The organism is Streptomyces sp. SID14515 (assembly GCF_010548505.1).
GTDB lineage: Bacteria > Actinomycetota > Actinomycetes > Streptomycetales > Streptomycetaceae > Streptomyces > Streptomyces caviscabies.
Genome location: NZ_JAAGMH010000031.1, coordinates 31,246 through 48,058, shown reverse-complemented (window position 1 = coordinate 48,058; position 16,813 = coordinate 31,246). Strand labels below are relative to the sequence as shown.

Sequence of the window (16,813 nt, the reverse complement as noted above, 5' to 3'; positions counted from 1 at the left end):
TCAGGAAGGCTCTGCGGCGGCGAAGGCGCCCCGGGCCAGCCGGTGCAGCAGGGCGGCGGTCGCCGCGCGGCCGGGCAGGGCCTCCGGGCGGGCCAGGTGCGGGGTGGAGTTCAGCAGGCCGAAGACGGCGTGCACGGTGACGCGGGCCCGGTTCTCGGCCAGCCCCGGATACAGGGCGCGGACGACGCCGACCCAGACCTCGACGTACTCGCGCTGAAGCCGGCGCACCCGCTTGCGGTCCGTGTCGCGCAGCCGGTCCAGCTCGCGGTCGTGGAGGGTGATCAGGGGGCGGTCGTCGAGGGCGAAGTCGATATGGCCCTCGATGAGCGCGTCCAACAGCGCCTCCGGGGAGCCGTCGCCCCGGGCGGCGTCCTCCGTGACCCGCAGCCGTCCGCCCTCCAGCAGCCGTTCGCTGATGCCCACCAGAAGCTCGGCGAGCATCGCGTCCTTGCCGGGGAAGTGGCGGTAGAGGCCGGGGCCGCTGATCCCGACGGCGGCGCCTATCTCGTCGACGCCGACACCGTGGAAGCCGCGCTCGGCGAAGAGGCGGGCGGCCTCCCGGAGGATCTGCTCGCGGCGGGTGGGAGCCGCGACGCGGGCGGCGGCATGGGTGCTCATGAGGATTCATTCTAGACAGGGTCGTTAGCGCTCGTTAACCTGAGGGAAACGCGTTAACGCTCATTAACAGCACGTCAACGCCATTTCACTACTGCGGTACGGGCAAGGGGGCTCGACACGATGCAGCAGGCACCGGTCCTGGCGAGCGCGGCCGATCCCGCCTCGGAGGCCTGGCAGGCCAACGAGGCGGCTCATCGCGCGCTCTCCGACGAGCTGGCGACGCGGCTCGCCACGGCACGGCTGGGCGGGGGTGAGAAGGCGCGGGCCCGCCACGAGGCGCGCGGCAAGCTGCTCCCCCGGGACCGGGTGGACACCCTTCTCGACCCGGGCTCGCCGTTCCTGGAGCTGGCCCCGCTGGCGGCCGAGGGGCTGTACGGGGGCGCGGCCCCGGCGGCCGGGGTGATCGCCGGGATCGGGCGGGTCAGCGGCCGGGAGTGCGTGATCGTCGCCAATGACGCGACCGTCAAGGGCGGCACGTACTACCCGATGACCGTGAAGAAGCACCTGCGCGCGCAGGAGGTGGCCCTGGAGAACCGGCTCCCCTGCCTCTATCTGGTCGACTCGGGCGGCGCGTTCCTGCCGATGCAGGACGAGGTCTTCCCCGACCGGGACCACTTCGGGCGGATCTTCTACAACCAGGCCCGGATGTCGGGGGCGGGTATTCCGCAGATCGCGGCGGTGCTGGGCTCCTGCACGGCGGGCGGGGCGTACGTCCCGGCGATGAGCGACGAGGCCGTCATCGTCCGCAACCAGGGCACGATCTTCCTCGGCGGCCCACCGCTGGTGAAGGCCGCCACCGGTGAGGTGGTCACGGCGGAGGAGCTGGGCGGCGGCGAGGTCCACTCCCGTACGTCGGGGGTCACCGACCATCTCGCGGAGGACGACGCGCACGCGCTGCGGATCGTCCGCAACATCGTCGCGACCCTCCCGGACCGGGCCCCGCTGCCCTGGTCGGTCGAGCCGGCCGAGGAGCCGAAGGTGGACCCGGCGGGGCTGTACGGGGCGGTCCCGGTGGACTCCCGCACCCCCTACGACGTACGCGAAGTGATCGCACGCGTCGTGGACGGCTCCCGCTTCCAGGAGTTCAAGGCGGAGTACGGCCAGACCCTGATCACCGGCTTCGCCCGGATCCACGGCCACCCGGTCGGGATCGTCGCGAACAACGGCATCCTGTTCTCCGAGTCGGCCCAGAAGGGCGCGCACTTCATCGAGCTGTGCGACCAGCGCGGCATCCCGCTCGTCTTCCTGCAGAACATCTCCGGCTTCATGGTCGGCCGGGACTACGAGGCGGGCGGCATCGCCAAGCACGGCGCGAAGATGGTCACGGCGGTGGCCTGCACCCGGGTGCCGAAGCTGACGGTCGTGGTCGGCGGTTCGTACGGCGCGGGCAACTACTCCATGTGCGGCCGGGCCTACAGCCCCCGCTTCCTGTGGATGTGGCCGAACGCCAAGATCTCCGTCATGGGCGGCGAGCAGGCGGCCTCCGTCCTGGCCACCGTCAAGCGCGACCAGCTCGGCGACGACTGGAGCGCCGAGGACGAAGAAACGTTCAAGGCCCCGATCCGCGCACAGTACGAGACCCAGGGCAACGCGTACTACGCCACCGCCCGGCTCTGGGACGACGGCGTGATCGACCCCGTGGACACCCGCCAGGTGCTGGGCCTCGCCCTCACGGCCTGCGCCAATGCCCCGCTGCCCCAGAAGGACCCGGCCGGTCCCGGCTTCGGCGTCTTCCGGATGTGAGGAACAGATGACGATGTTCGACACCGTTCTGGTCGCCAACCGCGGCGAGATCGCGGTCCGGGTGATCCGGACCCTGCGGGAGCAGGGGGTGCGCTCGGTCGCGGTCTTCAGCGACGCGGACGCGGACGCCCGGCATGTACGGGAGGCGGACACGGCGGTACGGATCGGCCCGCCGCCCGCGTCGGAGAGCTATCTGAACGTGCCGGCGCTCCTGGAGGCGGCCCGCCGCACGGGCGCGCAGGCCGTCCACCCCGGCTACGGATTCCTGGCGGAGAACGCCGAGTTCGCCGCCGCCTGTACGGACGCCGGGCTGGCCTTCATCGGCCCGCCCGCCTCCGCGATCTCGCTCATGGGCGACAAGATCCGGGCGAAGGAGACGGTCGCGGCGGCCGGGGTCCCGGTCGTGCCCGGCTCCTCCGGCAGCGGCCTCACGGACGCCCAACTGGAGGAAGCGGCACGGGAGATCGGCACCCCGGTCCTGCTGAAGCCCTCCGCGGGCGGCGGCGGCAAGGGCATGCGCCTGGTCCGCGACGCGGCGGCGCTGGGCGAGGAGATCGCGGCGGCGCGACGGGAGGCCCGTGCCTCCTTCGGCGACGACACGCTCCTCGTCGAGCGGTGGATCGACCGCCCGCGCCACATCGAGATCCAGGTGCTGGCCGACGCCCACGGCAACGTGGTCCACCTGGGCGAGCGCGAGTGCTCGCTCCAGCGCCGCCACCAGAAGATCATCGAGGAGGCCCCGAGCGTCCTGCTGGACGCGGACACCCGGGCGGCGATGGGCGAGGCAGCAGTCCAGGCGGCGCGCAGCTGCGGCTATGTCGGCGCGGGCACGGTGGAGTTCATCGTCCCGGGCAACGACCCGTCCTCGTACTACTTCATGGAGATGAACACCCGCCTCCAGGTCGAGCACCCGGTGACCGAGCTGATCACCGGCCTGGACCTGGTGGAGTGGCAGCTGCGGGTGGCGGCGGGCGAGCGACTCCCGTACACCCAGCAGGACATCACCCTCACCGGCTGGGCGATCGAGGCGAGGGTCTGCGCCGAGGACCCGTCCCGCGGCTTTCTGCCTTCCGGCGGTACGGTGCTGGCGCTGCGCGAGCCGCAGGGCGGCGGGGTGCGGACGGACTCGGGGCTCAGCGAGGGCGTGCCGGTGGGCAGCCTGTACGACCCGATGCTGTCGAAGGTCATCGCGTACGGCCCCGACCGCGCGACGGCCATCCGCAAGCTGCGGGCGGCCCTCGCGGACACGGTGATCCTGGGCGTCCCGACCAACGCGGGCTTCCTGCGCCGCCTGTTGGCCCACCCGGATGTGGTGTCCGGGAACCTGGACACGGGGTTGGTGGAGCGCGAGGCGGAGGGCCTGGTGCCGGACGGGGTTCCGGACGAGGTGTACGCGGCGGCTGCGGCGGTCCGCCGGGAGGCGCTGGAGCCCCGGCCGGACGCGGGCGGCTGGACGGACCCGTTCTCGGTGCCGAGCGGGTGGCGTACGGGGGGCGTGCGGGAGCCGCTGGCGTTCCCGCTGCGGGTGTCGGGCACGGACCCGGTGACGTACGAGGCATCGCCCGGCGCGACGGTCACAGCCGACCGGGTGACGGTCGAACTGAACGGCACGGTGGGCCACTTCCACCGCTCCGGCGACTGGCTCGGCCGGGACGGCGACACCTGGCACGTCCAGGACCACGACCCGGTGGAGGCGTCCCTGAGCGGGGCGGGCCGCGGCGGGGCGGACACGCTGGCGGCCCCGATGCCGGGCACGGTCACGGTGGTGAAGGTGGCCGTGGGCGACGAGGTCGAGGCGGGCCAGAGCCTGCTAGTGGTGGAGGCGATGAAGATGGAGCACGTGATCTCCGCGCCGCACGCGGGGACGGTCACCGAGCTGGACGTCACGGCGGGCGCGACGGTGGCGATGGACCAGATCCTGGCGGTCGTGGTCCCGGTCGCCGACGGGGAGGACTCATGAGCACGCGGGGACTCCCCATGAAGGTCCCGGCCCCGGGCCTCCCCTCCCGGGTCCGCATCCACGAAGTGGGCGCGCGCGACGGCCTCCAGAACGAGAAGGAGACCGTACCGACGCCGGTGAAGGCGGAGTTCATCCGCCGCCTGGCGGTGGCCGGCCTGACCACCATCGAGGCGACGAGCTTCGTGCACCCGAAGTGGGTGCCCCAACTGGCGGACGCGGAGCAGCTGTTCCCGCTCCTCGGCGAGATCGCCGACGTGGGTGACGTCTCCCTCCCGGTCCTCGTCCCGAACGAACGCGGACTGGACCGGGCGCTGGCGCTCGGGGCCCGGTCGATCGCGGTGTTCGGCTCGGCGACGGAGACGTTCGCGGCCCGCAATCTGAACCGTACGGTCGACGAGTCGCTGGCGATGTTCGAGCCGGTGGTGGCCCGCGCGAAGGCGGACAAGGTCCAGGTGCGCGGATACCTCTCGATGTGCTTCGGCGACCCGTGGGAAGGCGCGGTGCCGGTGGCGCAGGTGGTGAAGGTGGCCAAGGCCCTGATGGACCTGGGCTGCGACGAGCTGTCGCTGGGCGACACGATCGGGGTGGCGACGCCGGGCCACGTAACGGCGTTGCTGACCGCGCTGAACGAGGCCGGCGTCCCCACCCCGTCGATCGGCGTCCACTTCCACGACACGTACGGCCAGGCCCTGTCGAACACGCTGGCGGCGCTCCAGCACGGCGTGAGCACGGTCGACGCCTCGGCGGGCGGCCTGGGCGGCTGTCCGTACGCGAAGAGCGCCACGGGAAACCTCGCGACCGAGGACCTGGTCTGGATGCTCGACGGCCTGGGCATCGAGACGGGCGTCGACCTGGCCGAACTGACCGCCACCAGCGTCTGGCTGGCCGAACACCTGGGCCGACCGAGCCCATCCCGCACGGTCCGCGCCCTGACACCGCCCCCTTCTTCCGCCTCCCACAAGGAGTGAGCAACCCATGCCTTTGGACCACCGGCTGACCGCCGAGCACGAGGAACTGCGCCGCACGGTCGAGGCGTTCGCGCACGACGTGGTCGCGCCGAAGATCGGCGACTTCTACGAGCGCCATGAATTCCCGTACGAGATCGTGCGCGAGATGGGCCGGATGGGCCTGTTCGGGCTGCCGTTCCCGGAGGAGTACGGCGGGATGGGCGGCGACTACCTGGCGCTCGGGATCGCCCTGGAGGAGCTGGCCCGGGTCGACTCCTCGGTGGCGATCACCCTGGAGGCCGGGGTCTCGCTGGGCGCGATGCCGCTGCACCTGTTCGGCACGGAGGAGCAGAAGCGCCAGTGGCTGCCGAAGCTGTGCGCGGGCGAGGCGCTGGGCGCGTTCGGCCTGACCGAGCCGGACGGCGGCTCGGACGCGGGCGGCACGCGCACGACGGCGGTGCTGGACGAGGCGACGAACGAGTGGGTGATCAACGGCTCGAAGTGCTTCATCACCAACTCCGGCACGGACATCACGGAGTTGGTCACGGTCACCGCCGTGACGGGCCGCAAGGAGGACGGCCGCCCGCTGATCTCCGCGATCATCGTCCCGTCCGGCACCCCCGGCTTCACGGTCGCCGCCCCCTACTCGAAGGTCGGCTGGAACGCCTCGGACACCCGCGAGCTGTCCTTCACGGACGTCCGCGTCCCGGCGGCGAACCTCCTGGGCGAACAGGGCCGGGGCTACGCGCAGTTCCTCCGGATCCTGGACGAGGGCCGGGTGGCGATCTCGGCGCTGGCCACGGGCCTGGCGCAGGGCTGCGTGGACGAGTCGGTGAAGTACGCGGCCGAACGCCACGCCTTCGGCAAGCCGATCGGCGCCAACCAGGCGATCCAGTTCAAGATCGCCGACATGGAGATGCGCGCCCACATGGCCCGCGTGGGCTGGCGCGACGCGGCCTCGCGACTGGTGGCGGGCGAGCCGTTCAAGAAGGAGGCGGCGATCGCGAAGCTGTACTCCTCGACGGTCGCGGTGGACAACGCCCGCGAGGCGACGCAGATCCACGGCGGCTACGGCTTCATGAACGAGTACCCGGTGGCGCGGATGTGGCGCGACTCGAAGATCCTGGAGATCGGCGAGGGGACGAGCGAGGTCCAGCGGATGCTGATCGCGCGGGAGTTGGGACTGCCGGGCTGAGCTGCTCGACGCTTCGACCGCCGCCGCCCCGGCCGCCGCGGATGTGCTCACGGCGGCCGGGGCGGACGTATCAGCAGGGTGGTTACCGGTCACCCTCCGGCGGCACCAGGTCGGGGCACAGGCAACCGGACTCGGCACACACGAAGGTCAGGCAGTCGTGATCACTACCCAGTCCTGGTCGGACGCCCGGCAGGTGTGGGATCACCACCTCATGCACCACACCCCCCGCCCCTGCTCGGTCATCGTCGGGCTCGGGAGCCATGACCTGGGAGTGGCCGACGCGGCGGCGAGGTTCTATCTGCGCGGGCTGGCCCCCGTCATCGTCTTCACCGGCTCGACCAGCCCCACCACCCGCGACCGGATGCCGCGCGGCGAAGCCGTGCACTACCGGGAGCGGGCCCTCGCACTCGGCGTGCCGGAAGCCGCCGTGCTGGTCGAGCCGAGGGCCCGCAACACCGGGGAGAACATCCGGTTCTCGCGGGCCGTCCTCGACGAGGCCGGGGTGAACGTGGACTCCGTACTGCTGGTCAGCAAGCCGTACGAGGAGCGCCGGTCGTACGCCACGGCCCGCAAGCTGTGGCCGGGGGTCGACATCGTGAGCGCTTCGAGTCCGATGACCTTCGAGGAGTACGTGGCCTCGATCGGGGACGACCGGATGGTCATCGACATGCTGGTCGGGGCCCTGCAACGGCTGCTTGTCTACCCGGCCCGGGGCTTCATGATCGAGCAGCCCGTGCCGGAGGAGGTCGCGGCGGCGTACGAGCGGCTGGTCGGGGCCGGGTTCACGAGCCGGCTGATCCCGTAGGCCGCGCCGGCCGCCGCACCCACCCCGCGGAGTCCGAGGACAGGAATGCCCGGACAGCCGACCCGTGCTGCCCTTTCGGGACTTCCGTGGATGCGTCCCGGTGATGTAGTCAGGAGAGAAGCCCGGATCCGACTGCACAGAAAGGCTCTTGATGCGCGCTCAGGACTCGGACAGGACTCCCGGAGCGCCCAAGGGCCGCCGTACGGGTGCGGGCTCCGCCGGGCAGCAGGGAGGTGCGCCCGGGACCTCGCTCGCGGCCCTGCAGCGCAGACTCGGCAACGCCGCCGTCAGCCGGCTGGTCGAGGAGGCGCGGCATCAGCACGACGCGGACTGCGGCCACCGGCAGGGCTCCGCGCCCGTACAGCGCTCCGCCGTCCACGACGTCCTGCGCGGCTCGGGGCAGCCCATGGCGGCGCCACTGCGGCAGGAGATGGAGGCGCGCCTCGGTGCGGACTTCTCCGATGTACGTCTGCACACCGGCACGACCGCCCAACGCTCCGCCGGCGAGATCGGCGCCCGCGCCTACACCTCGGGCAGCAACATCGTCATCGGCGACGGCGGAGCCGACAAACGCACCCTGGCCCATGAACTCACCCACGTCATCCAGCAGCGTCAGGGGCCGGTGGCCGGGACCGCCCGGGGCGACGGGCTACGCGTCAGCGACCCCTCCGACCGGTTCGAACGGGAAGCGGAGGCGACGGCGAACCGCGTCATGTCCGTGTCCGCTCCCCAGACCGGGCAGGCCTCGGAACCGGCCCCGGAGCAGCGGCCGTTGGCGGCCGGGGACGCAGCCGTCCAACGCGCCCTGAACACGGAGGACATCGACCGCTGGAAGGAGAGGCTCGGGCTGACGAGCCCGCCCATGGTCGTCGAGGTGCCGCCGGGCATGTCCTCGGAGACTCCGTTCTCCGAGTATCCGGCGGACTCCCGCATGAACCTCACCGCCGAGGTCGCGGCCCTGAACGTGAAGACGGTCACCGGCATGGACGGCCCCGACGCCGGACAGATCGTTTCCGCGGCGGGCGGTGGAGCCTACCTCCAAAAGCATCGGATCCTGCTGATCAATCAGGAGGTGGAGGGCGACTACACGAAGAATCAGACGATCATGCACGAGCTCGGCCACCAGAAGCAGCAGGAGGGGAACATCGACATCGACCAGACGACGAACAGCAAGGCCCTGGTCGAGTACCACAACATCATCTGCAACGAGAACGTGCTGACCCACGCGGAAGACAGCCAGGCGAAGCCCCGCTTCTTCTATTCGGGAAGAGGCGACTCCTCGCTCGCCTCGGACACGCGGACCAGGATGGCGGATGCCGGCTGGGCCCCCATCCCCAAGCTCTGGGACCTCATGCAGCAGCATGTGGCCGAACAGGCGAACGACAACGAGAAGCGGCTGCTGCAGGAGATCACGGCGGCACTGGACAGCGAGGAGAACGCTGCCCGTTACGGTGAGAAGACGGGTGGCAAGTTCTCCAAGAGCTACAAGGACACGATCAAAGCGAACCTCGCGGGGCTCTACTTCACCGGGAAGTTCCCGGCGCCCGCGGCGACGTGACCCGTACGGCGGTCACCCCGATGCTCCGGCCACCGGGCCGCAGTCCAGCTGCTTCGCCACCGCGTCGGTGAAGGCACGGAAGGGATCGTTCCAGCGGTCTCCCGGCACCTTGTTGTCCAGCAACAGGTCCTCGTAGGCGTCATTGCGGTGCATGGACACATACGTGGTGCCGTCCGCGCATTCCAGAAGCGCGACCCCGTCCCGGTCCGCGACCGCCGGATCCCGGCCCGCGAACTTCGTCAGGGTCCGGTCCTGGCTGAGGGCGAACGTCAGTTGCGGCTCGGCCGGCCCGTCGAGGTCGAGCGTGCAGGCCCACGCACTGGCGCCCGTCCCCGTGAAGCGCTCGCCGCCCGGGGTGGCTTCACCGTCGAAGAACGCGGACTCGGGCAGCCGGAAACCCTTCAGCCCGCATGCGTTCGCCGTGTCGGTGCGGCCTGCCCCGCCCTTCTCCGCAGGGCCCTGCAGGCGGACCGGGCGGGAGAGCTCCGGTGCCGAACAACCGACGTCCCCGGCGATCTGCCGGGCCGCGTGCACGGCGGTGGCGGCCAGTGCCTGCCGGTCCGCCGTCCCGTTGCTCACTTCCAGTTCGAGCACCGGTGAGACGTTGGCGCCGGACGACGGGATCTTGTCCCAGCAGGAGGCAGGCAGCATGACCCAGGCCCGCCTGTCGTCGACCGCGCCAACCGCACCGTCGGCCAAGTAGGACATGGCCGCCGGGTTCTTCCACAGCCGGGTCCGGAACGGGAAGGTGGCGTCCGGACGAGTCAGGTCGACGGTGAGGCGGGCCTGATCGCCGCCGATGAGCTTGCTGCTGCGCTGGACGACGCAGTTGAAACCGTAGGCGTCGCCGGACACCTTCTGCGGCTCCGCCGAGGCGAGGGTGAGCCGGCCGGGCCCGTCCAGTACGGCTCCCGCGTCGTCGGCGGACACCGCACCGGCACAGAATTCGTCCTGCCCGAGCAGGTCGGTGTTCCACCAGGCGAACAGCCCTGCTCCGGCGACGACCAGAGCGCAGACCGATGCCAGGACCGGAGGTTTCACGACCGGGACGTCCCGTCGTTCGTAGGCAAGGGTTCGGGCGTCGAGCAGCCGTGGCGTTCGGCGGAGCGCTCGGCGAACGTCTTCAGAGCGTCTTTCTGGAGCTTGGGGGAGGGCGGGTGGAAGGTGTTCTTCTCCTCGTCCCAGACCGTTTCCACTGTGTACAGGACGTCACCCTGCGGACAGTCCGCCGTGGTCCACCACAGCCCGCCCCCGCCTCCCACGTCGGTGAGAAGCTGCTTACCTCGAATGGTCTCCTGCCGGGCCGCCTTCACATACGGCCCGTAGTAGGCGGACAACTGGAAAAGACGAGTACCGGAGGGTTCGGCCAGCTCGCAGTCCTCGATCGGGGCGGCATCGTCCGTCGGCGTCTCGTAGGAGGCCGAGTCGATGCCCGCACAGGTGCCGGTGGCCTTGCCCGCCTGTCGCAGGGCGCGGGAGGTGTTCGCGGGAACCTCTCCAACCTTCCCTCCCTCCGATTCCACGGGCTTCTCGCAGCCCCATCGCTCCGCGGCCCGTTCGAGCGTGCTGGTGAGCACCCGCGCCAGCCTCGCACGTTCTTCAGGCTCCCCGAGGAGCTTGCCCGCGTCCTTGCGCGAGGCGCGCATCAGCACCGTCACCGACCCGCCGTCACCCTTCGCGCAGGACACCGACCCACTGGCGGTGCCCGGTTGGGCTCCCAGCACGACAGGCCGTCCTGCACCCGCCGGAGTCACCGAGGCGCCGCCGATATGCGGATTCGCACGCGCCATGGTTCCGAGAACCGTCCGGGGGGCTTCGCCCCTGGAGATCTGGACCTGAAGGGCCGCCTTGCCGTCGTCAGGATCGACAGCGGTGCAACGCGCGGTCTCTGTACCTTCTCCACGCAGCCGGTCGGCACCCAGCAGTTCCTTGACCTCCGACGTGTCCAGCAGTCCGTCACAGGCCGAGGCAAGAGAGCGGTCGTCCAGCCACCCGCCCTTCGTCGCGTAGAGGGTTCCTCCGCCGGCCAGCGCCAGAGCGACAACCGCGCCGACGACCACGCCGCGTCGCCTGCCGGACCGGCCGGCTCCTGATGTGTCGTTGCCCGTCATGAGCCGGCCCCGCGTCCCAGTACTGCCAGCGCAGCGGTCCGAGAAGTGATGTACGACTGCGATGCCTCATCCCGCATGTTCTTGACTGCCGCGTCCTTCTCGTAGTCCATCTGCCGCCCCTCGGCCCACTGATTGATCAGATCATGAGTTCCCATGCTGTGGGCCATCAGGTCACTCGTCGCCTTCGCATTGGCAATCTGGTCGGCCTCCGCCTTGATGTCCTTCGACCATTCATAGGCGGCGGAGTCGAGGAGACGCTGCGCGGCATCACCGACCCCGGGGATCATGGTCAGCGGAGTACCCCCCAGGTGATAGCCGTAGCGGGCCACATCATCCGCCCAGCCCTTCCGGTTGTCCCGGTCATCAAGGATGACGTCTGCGCCGATCGCGTTGAACGCCCCGATGCCCATGGCCGTACGGCGTGCCGGTGTGTCCCACTCCTCCGTGCCGTGTCCGGGCTTCTCCGCGGCCCTGCCCAGCCCGTCCGCCGCCTGAGCCCGCTCGGCTTCGTACAGGAGGGCGAAGTTCTCCGGGTCCTCGGCCACACCACGAAGCATCCGCGTCAGGGAGTCCCTTCCGACGTTGAGATGCGCCCCGTCGTCCGACGGGAAGACTTTCCCACCGGATGACCAGTCGTAGTCCGGCTCCTCGGAGAAGATCTTGTGGGTGTCGGGCGCGTAGTCGGCCATGGCTCTGGCCAGAGGCGCCTGCATCCGGGCCGGGACGCTATCCGCCTTGTCGTCCCGGTCGAGGAGAGCGATGGCATCCTGCATGAGACGGGCCTGCTCGACCGTATGCGTGCCGTCACGTCCCGATGGGGTCCACCGAGTCCGCGCAGGCGGCCGCCCGTGTCCAGGTCGTTGAGGAGGAAGTTCCGCTTCGCGTCCAGAAGACAGCTCTTGTCGTAGGCCAGCCGGCCCTGGGGGCTCTTCACTTGCAGGGCCCACTCCTCGAGCGCGTCCTTGAGCCCGGTCGCCGTCGCCCAGCCCTTGAACGCGGTCACCGCGCTGCCGCTCGATTCGTCGGCGGTCACTCCCGCCGTCCCCGCCGCAGGCTGGATCGTGGTGGTCAGCGCGTTCGCGGCAGCGGCCTTGCCCGAGTCGTTCGTCTTCAGGTCGGCCTGCCCACCATCACCAGGCCCACCCACCCCGTTGAGGCGCATCGCCGCTTCGTTCTTGTGCGCGGCCCATTCCTGTTCGAACGACACCGATTCCCCCCGTGGATCAGCTGATCGGATCAGCTCACCACCCTACGGATGGGGTTTGCGGGCGCACAACCCGCCCCTTCGCCACCCCCGCAACGACGCACCGGAACGAAGCCGCACCCGGACGCACAGCGGTGTGGCCCCGCCGACGACACCAACGGCGAGGCCACACCCTGGATCAACTACCGCTCTACCGGGTCCCGATGACCCCCGGCACCGCCACCCCGTCCTCCGTCACGTACTTCGCGCCGGCGTCGTTCTTCGTGATCGTGAACGCGTCCAGGGTTTCCCCCACCTCCTTGTCCGTCGTCGACCTGTCGTCCCACTTGGCGCCGATGACCGCCTCGTACCGGATCGTGTTCTTCGTGACCGTGATGCCCTGGAACGTCGACGTGTGCGCCGCGCGGGCCACCTGGGTCGCGCCGTTGCGGGTCCAGACGTTGTCGTCGGCCGGGGACAGTTCGTAGTACTTGGGGCCGGCCATGGCGACCGCGTAGACCGGGCCCGTCGTCACGCCCGGCGTGTCCGTCGCGTCCGCGTTCACATAGCCGCGGGCGTAGACGTGGTCGTGGCCCATCAGGACCAGGTCGATGTCGTTGCGCTGGAAGACCGGCAGCCAGGCGTCGCGGATCGGCTTCTCGTCACGGCCCACCGCCGCCGAGAAGACCGGCTGGTGGAAGGTGGCCACCGACCACTTGTTGGGGTTGTTCGCCAGGATGTGGTCCAGCCAGCGGGCCTGGAGGTCCAGCCACAGCTTCTGCGGGTCCGGGCAGTCGACCGAGCAGGACGGGAGGTTCGGCGGGGTCATCAGCTCGCGCGCGTCGTGCGTGCTCGCGTTGAGGGTGATGAAGCGGACGTTCTGGTAGTCCGTGTAGTACGCCGTCTCCACGATCGACTTCGCCATGTGGGCTTCGTAGGCCGCTCGTTGGCGTTCCGCCGGTGTCTCGTCCTTCGCCGGTACGGCCGTGGGGCCGTTGGCCGGGTACGCGAACGTGGACTTCCACGTCTTCAGGAACAGGTCCGCGTTGTACTCGTGGTTCCCCGGCGCCGCGATCACGTTGGTCGTCTGGCTGTGGCCGTTCATCGCGCCGAGCCACTCGTCCCACAGGCCGTCGTTGCCGCCCGAGTCCACCAGGTCGCCCGCGTTGACGCTGCCGATCGCCTTCGGGAAGCGCTTGTACGCCTGGTCGACGACCGGGGCCCACTTCGCCTTCAGGTCGTTCTGGGCGTCGCCGAAGTAGAGGAACGTGAACTCCTCGCCCGGCTTTCCGGCGGAGGTGAAGGTGTAGCGGTCGCTCAGCTTGTCACCCGTGCCCACCCGGTACTCGTACGGCGTGCCCGGCTTCAGGCCCGCCATCACCGCCGAGTGCGTGCGCGTCGGGACTCCGTTGCTCAGCAGCTCTTCGTTCGTCGTCGCCTTCGCCTTGCGCCAGGCCGCGTCGGAGCCCTTCTCGCGGTACTGGACCTCGCCCTGCGTCGTGCCGCTGCCCGTCCGCCACGTCACCGCCTGGGAGGTGGACGGCGTGGTGGTCGGGGTGAGGACTATGCGTTCCGGGAGCACGCCCGGCGCTTCCAGGTCCGGGTTGGTCGTCAGGGCCACGTCGAAGATGTGCATGATGCCGCGGTCCGTGCCCTGGGGCAGGGTCACCGCACGTACCCGCTTCTTGCCGTCCAGCACCTGCGGGACCGTGCCGAAGACCACCGTGCGCGTCGTGTCCGACGTGCCGTTCACCTTGTTGCGGCCCTCCGTGGCCACCAACGGAACGTTGCCGTAGAGGTAGTTGGTGCCGGGCGTCCAGTCCGTGAACTGCACCGCCACGTTCTGCGTCGAGCCGTCCTCGTACTCCACCGTCGCCAGGCCCTGCGAGGGGCCGTTCGTCGCCAGGCCGAGGAAGGAGATGCCCGTCGCCTTGACGCCCTGGCCGTTCCGGCCCGCGAGGTCCACGCGCTGGCCGTGCGGGATCCAGTTGTCCGGCAGGGCCGCCTTGACCTTCGGCCAGGTGAAGGTGACCCCGGTGTCGCCCAGCGGCAGCTTCGCGCCCGGTGCCGCGCCCGCCGCCGCCAGCTTCTCGCGGGAGAGGGAGTTGTCGCTGAGGTCGAGCGAGCCCAGCCCGCCCTGCCCGTCGGGGGTCGAGCCGATGTTGTTGCGGGTGTCCGAGCCCTCCGTGTACGAGGGCGGTACGTCGGCCGCAGCCGTGCCCCAGGTCTTCGGGGTCTCCCCCATCGTGAAGGTCAGTACGCCGCCCGACCGGGCGAAGTCCTCGTTCAGCCAGGACTTCGTCGTGGACTTTCCGTTGACCTTCAGGCCGGTCACATACGGCTTGTCGGCCGCCGCGCCCGCCGCCTTGATCGTGATCCGGCGGTCGCTGTCCGCGCTGTCGATCGTGACCTTGTCGAACATCGGCGAGCTGAGCACCAGATTCGCCGTGCCGTACACCGTCGGGTTCATCCCGAGGTTCGCCCACACGTACCAGGAGCTGAGCGAGCCCAGGTCGTCGTTGCCCGGCAGGCCCGAGGGCGTCGTGCCGTACATCTCGTCCGTCGCCCGGCGCAGCACCTCCGACGTCCGGTGCGGCTGCCGAAGCCAGTTGTAGACGTACGGCATCGAGAAGCTCGGCTGGTTGGAGAGGTAGGCGCCCGTGGTGTTGTAGACGCCCGCGTCCAGGGCCTTGGTGTGCTCGTCGAGGTCACGGGTGACGGCCTCGATGCCGCCTCGCTTCTCGATCAGCGTGCCGATGTTCTGCGGGACCATCCAGCCGTACTGGTAGCCCGTCGCCTGCTCGAACTGGTTGCCGCGCTCACCGAGGTTGAAGCTCCGGTCGAAGCCGTTGCGGCCGCGCGGGCGGATCCGGTCCGTCTCCGGGTCCAGCAGGTTCTGCCAGTTCTGCGCACGCGTCATGAACCGGTCGTGGGTCGTCTTCTCGCCCAGCCGGTCCGCCAGTTGGGCTATCGCGAAGTCGTCGATGGCGTATTCGAGCGTCTTCGACGTCGCCGAGTCGCCCTTGCCGTTGTCGATGAAACCGGCGCTGAAGTACTGCTGCGCGTGCGCCCGCTTCGTCGTGTCGGCGGGGAGCGACTGCGTCTTCCGCATCGACGCGAGCGCCGCCCTGCGGTCGTAGTCCACGCTGCCGAACGCGTCGATCGACGACAGCACCACCTGGAGCGAGTCGCCGCTCATCTTCTGCTGCGACTGGTTCAGATGCGGCCAGTTGGGCCACGCGCCCGTCTGCTTCACCAGGTCCACCAAGGACTGGTTGATGTCCGAGCCGACCTTCGGGAAGAGCAGCGCGATGAGCTGCGCCTGGCCCCGGTACATGTCCCAGCCCGCGTAGGTGACGTAGTGGTGCCGGCCGGCCGCCACCTTGCGCACCTTGCCGTCGTGGCCCGGGTACTGGCCGTTCACGTCGTCGGAGACGTTCGGGTGGAGAAGGGAGTGGTAGAGCGCCGTGTAGAACTTCACCCGCTCCGACTTCGTACCGCCGGTGGCCTCGACCGTGCCCAGCGTGTCCTTCCAGACCTTCGCGGTCGCCTTCCGCACCTGGTCGAAGGTCCGGCCGCCGGTCTCCTCCTCGGCGTTGCGCGCCGCGTTCGCCACGCTGACGTAGCTCAGCCCGGTCCGCGCGGTGACCGTCGCGCCCTTCGGGAAGACGAGGTATGCGCCCGAGCCGTGCTTGGCCTCACCGCCGCGTGCGCTCGCCGCGCCCGGGGTGACCTCGCCGCCCTGCCAGGTGCCGTACGAGGTGAACGCGCGGTCGAAGGTCGAGGAGAAGTAGGCGCGGTAGCGGCCGCCCTCGTCGCACACCGACGCCGTCTCGACCCAGCCGCTGACCGTACGGCCCTCGACCGTGACCTCGCTGTCGAAGACCCGGTTGTTGGACCCGGCGACGTCCAGAATGAGGGTGGAAGAGTCCTTGCGGGCCGGGAACTCGTACCGGTTGACGGCAGTTCGGGTGGTCGCGGTCAGTTCCGTCTCCACGCCGTTGCCGAGGCCGACCGTGTAGTGGCCGGGGGCCGCCGTCTCGTCGCGGTGGTCGAAGTCCAGGTAGTACGGGTCGATCTTCGTGCCGGGGCTGGTCGGCAGCGCGCCCTCGTCGAGCTCGCCCGTGTACGGCAGGACCGGGAAGTCGAAGGCGCTGAACCGGCCTTCGCAGCCGGTGCCGGAGAGCCGCGTCATCCCGAAGCCGCGGATCTTGTCGGCGCTGTACTCGTATCCGCCCTTCTGGTCGCCGTCCGAGGAGCGGTACGTGGTCGGGCTCGACTGGACCATGCCGAACGGGGTCGTCGCGCCCGGCCAGGTGTTGCCGTACGCGCTGTTGCCCTTGTTCTGCTTCGGGTCCAGCTCCGTGCCGATGAACGGGTCGACGGCGTCGTACGGGCTGATGGCCGAGGCGCGCGGGGTGACGTCCGTGGCGGTGGCGGCCGTGGCGGTCGCCGGGGCCAGGCCGGCGACGAGCGCGCCCGACGTCAGCGCGGCCACGGCGACGGCGCGCAGCCGCCCCCGTCTCGGCCGGGGCGGCGGGTGTGCGGCGGCGGTGGGTTCCCGCATGAGCGGTCCTCTCGGGGGCGACGGAAGCAGGCAGAAGCGTGCGCTCCGGGCCGGGAGGCGGACAGTGATGACAACGTTGTCCAACTCCCGTTCGGGCGCGTGCACCACAGTGCTCGGCACAGTTTT

11 protein-coding genes are annotated in these 16,813 nt (G+C 70.3%); 6 read left to right on the top strand and 5 right to left on the bottom strand.

All coding sequences use genetic code 11. From position 1 onward, the window contains the following. Window positions 1–618 (bottom strand): TetR/AcrR family transcriptional regulator, encoded by a 618-nt coding sequence (locus G3I54_RS05580; RefSeq protein ID WP_164611721.1) that lies wholly within the window; start codon window positions 616–618, stop codon window positions 1–3. Window positions 619–738: 120 nt separating this feature from the next. On the opposite strand from G3I54_RS05580, the gene G3I54_RS05575 reads away from it, so the two are divergent. The 6 genes from G3I54_RS05575 (at window position 739) to G3I54_RS05550 (ending at window position 8,826) form a co-directional block, all read left to right on the top strand. Beyond that, window positions 739–2,361, top strand: a complete 1,623-nt coding sequence (locus G3I54_RS05575; RefSeq protein ID WP_164611719.1) for a carboxyl transferase domain-containing protein — start codon at window positions 739–741, stop codon at window positions 2,359–2,361. Between the two features lie 7 nt (window positions 2,362–2,368). Continuing rightward, on the top strand, window positions 2,369–4,321 hold the full coding sequence (locus tag G3I54_RS05570; RefSeq protein ID WP_164611716.1) for an acetyl/propionyl/methylcrotonyl-CoA carboxylase subunit alpha: 1,953 nt from the start codon (window positions 2,369–2,371) through the stop codon (window positions 4,319–4,321). Next, entirely contained in the window at window positions 4,318–5,289 is a 972-nt protein-coding gene (locus tag G3I54_RS05565; protein WP_203685552.1) for a hydroxymethylglutaryl-CoA lyase, read from the top strand. Before G3I54_RS05570 ends, G3I54_RS05565 begins: the two co-directional genes overlap by 4 nt. Window positions 5,290–5,296: 7 nt before the next feature. Beyond that, a complete protein-coding gene (locus tag G3I54_RS05560; RefSeq protein ID WP_164611714.1) occupies window positions 5,297–6,463 on the top strand; it encodes an acyl-CoA dehydrogenase family protein in 1,167 nt (388 codons plus the stop codon). Between the two features lie 157 nt (window positions 6,464–6,620). Then, a complete protein-coding gene (locus G3I54_RS05555; RefSeq protein WP_164611712.1) occupies window positions 6,621–7,268 on the top strand; it encodes a YdcF family protein in 648 nt (215 codons plus the stop codon). A 151-nt stretch (window positions 7,269–7,419) separates the two neighbouring features. Further along, window positions 7,420–8,826 carry a DUF4157 domain-containing protein gene (locus G3I54_RS05550; protein ID WP_164611710.1) on the top strand — a complete coding sequence of 469 codons (1,407 nt, stop codon included), beginning with the start codon at window positions 7,420–7,422 and terminating at the stop codon, window positions 8,824–8,826. 12 nt (window positions 8,827–8,838) lie between these two features. Here G3I54_RS05550 and G3I54_RS05545 read toward each other — a convergent pair whose 3' ends face one another. The 4 genes from G3I54_RS05545 to G3I54_RS05530 all read right to left on the bottom strand — a co-directional run bounded on the left by G3I54_RS05545 (window position 8,839) and on the right by G3I54_RS05530 (window position 16,687). Continuing rightward, window positions 8,839–9,867, bottom strand: a complete 1,029-nt coding sequence (locus tag G3I54_RS05545) for a hypothetical protein (RefSeq protein ID WP_164611708.1) — start codon at window positions 9,865–9,867, stop codon at window positions 8,839–8,841. Beyond that, the gene (locus G3I54_RS05540) at window positions 9,864–10,886 is read right to left on the bottom strand and encodes a hypothetical protein (protein ID WP_164611706.1); all 1,023 of its coding nucleotides are present in this window, start codon (window positions 10,884–10,886) and stop codon (window positions 9,864–9,866) included. The genes G3I54_RS05545 and G3I54_RS05540 overlap by 4 nt, the downstream gene beginning before the upstream one ends. A 47-nt stretch (window positions 10,887–10,933) precedes the next feature. Next, a complete protein-coding gene (locus G3I54_RS05535; protein WP_164611704.1) occupies window positions 10,934–11,710 on the bottom strand; it encodes a hypothetical protein in 777 nt (258 codons plus the stop codon). A 621-nt stretch (window positions 11,711–12,331) separates the two neighbouring features. Further along, window positions 12,332–16,687: a GH92 family glycosyl hydrolase gene (locus G3I54_RS05530; protein ID WP_164611702.1), complete on the bottom strand. Its 4,356-nt coding sequence runs from the start codon at window positions 16,685–16,687 to the stop codon at window positions 12,332–12,334. Window positions 16,688–16,813 lie beyond the last annotated feature (126 nt).